Genomic DNA, 754 nt, shown 5'->3' on the forward strand with positions numbered 1-754 from the left:
CTGATCGTGAAAGCCGTCGCCACCGCCCGCCGCGGCGCGCCCGCCTCCGAGGCCGACAAGCTCGAGGTCATGGAGCGGCACCTCGTCGGGATCGCCACCGGCGCGATCGCGACCGACCTGGACGAGACCGCACCCCCAGCCGAGGCCACCTCGCCGTTCCCGGACGGCACGGCCGCGGCCGTGCCGTGGAACGTCGTGAAAGCCCACGCGGACGCGTGGGTGGACGTCCTCACCGCGGACGGCCTCCCGCCCGACCCCGAACGCCCCATCCGCAACCGCACCCTCACCCTCACACCCCTGCCCGACGGGGCCTTCCGCGTCAACGGCACCCTCGTCCCCGAAGCCGGCGCCCTCCTGCAGAACCTCCTCTCCGCCCACACCAACCCCGCCCGCAACGTCACCTTCACCGAAACCACAAGCCACGACGACGACGACGCGGGCGACGGGCCGGACGGCACGGGCAACGCGGCGAGCCCTGCCGGTGCCGGCGACTCGAGCATCGCGGCCGCAGGAGACTGCGCGGCAGGCGCAGCTGCGAGCGGCGGCGCGGACACGGATGGCGATGGCGGGTTCTTCGACGGGATCGACACCGAGACCCGCAACGACACAGACCCGTGGGGACCAGACGAGATCATCCACGACCCCCGCACCCCCGGACAGAAACGCCACGACGCGTTCTTCGCGATGATCCAGGCCGCCTCACGCGCCGCCGAGACCCCCACCCTCGGCGGCGCCGCCCCCACCGTCATGATCC

1 pseudogene is annotated in these 754 nt (G+C 73.3%); it reads left to right on the forward strand.

Features of this window, described 5'->3' with window-relative positions:
• Positions 1-754 (forward strand): annotated as a pseudogene (locus tag PKE79_RS16515) (DUF222 domain-containing protein); the annotation flags it as partial.

Source organism: Microbacterium barkeri (genome assembly GCF_027921765.1).
In the GTDB taxonomy this organism is placed as follows: Bacteria; Actinomycetota; Actinomycetes; order Actinomycetales; family Microbacteriaceae; genus Microbacterium; species Microbacterium barkeri.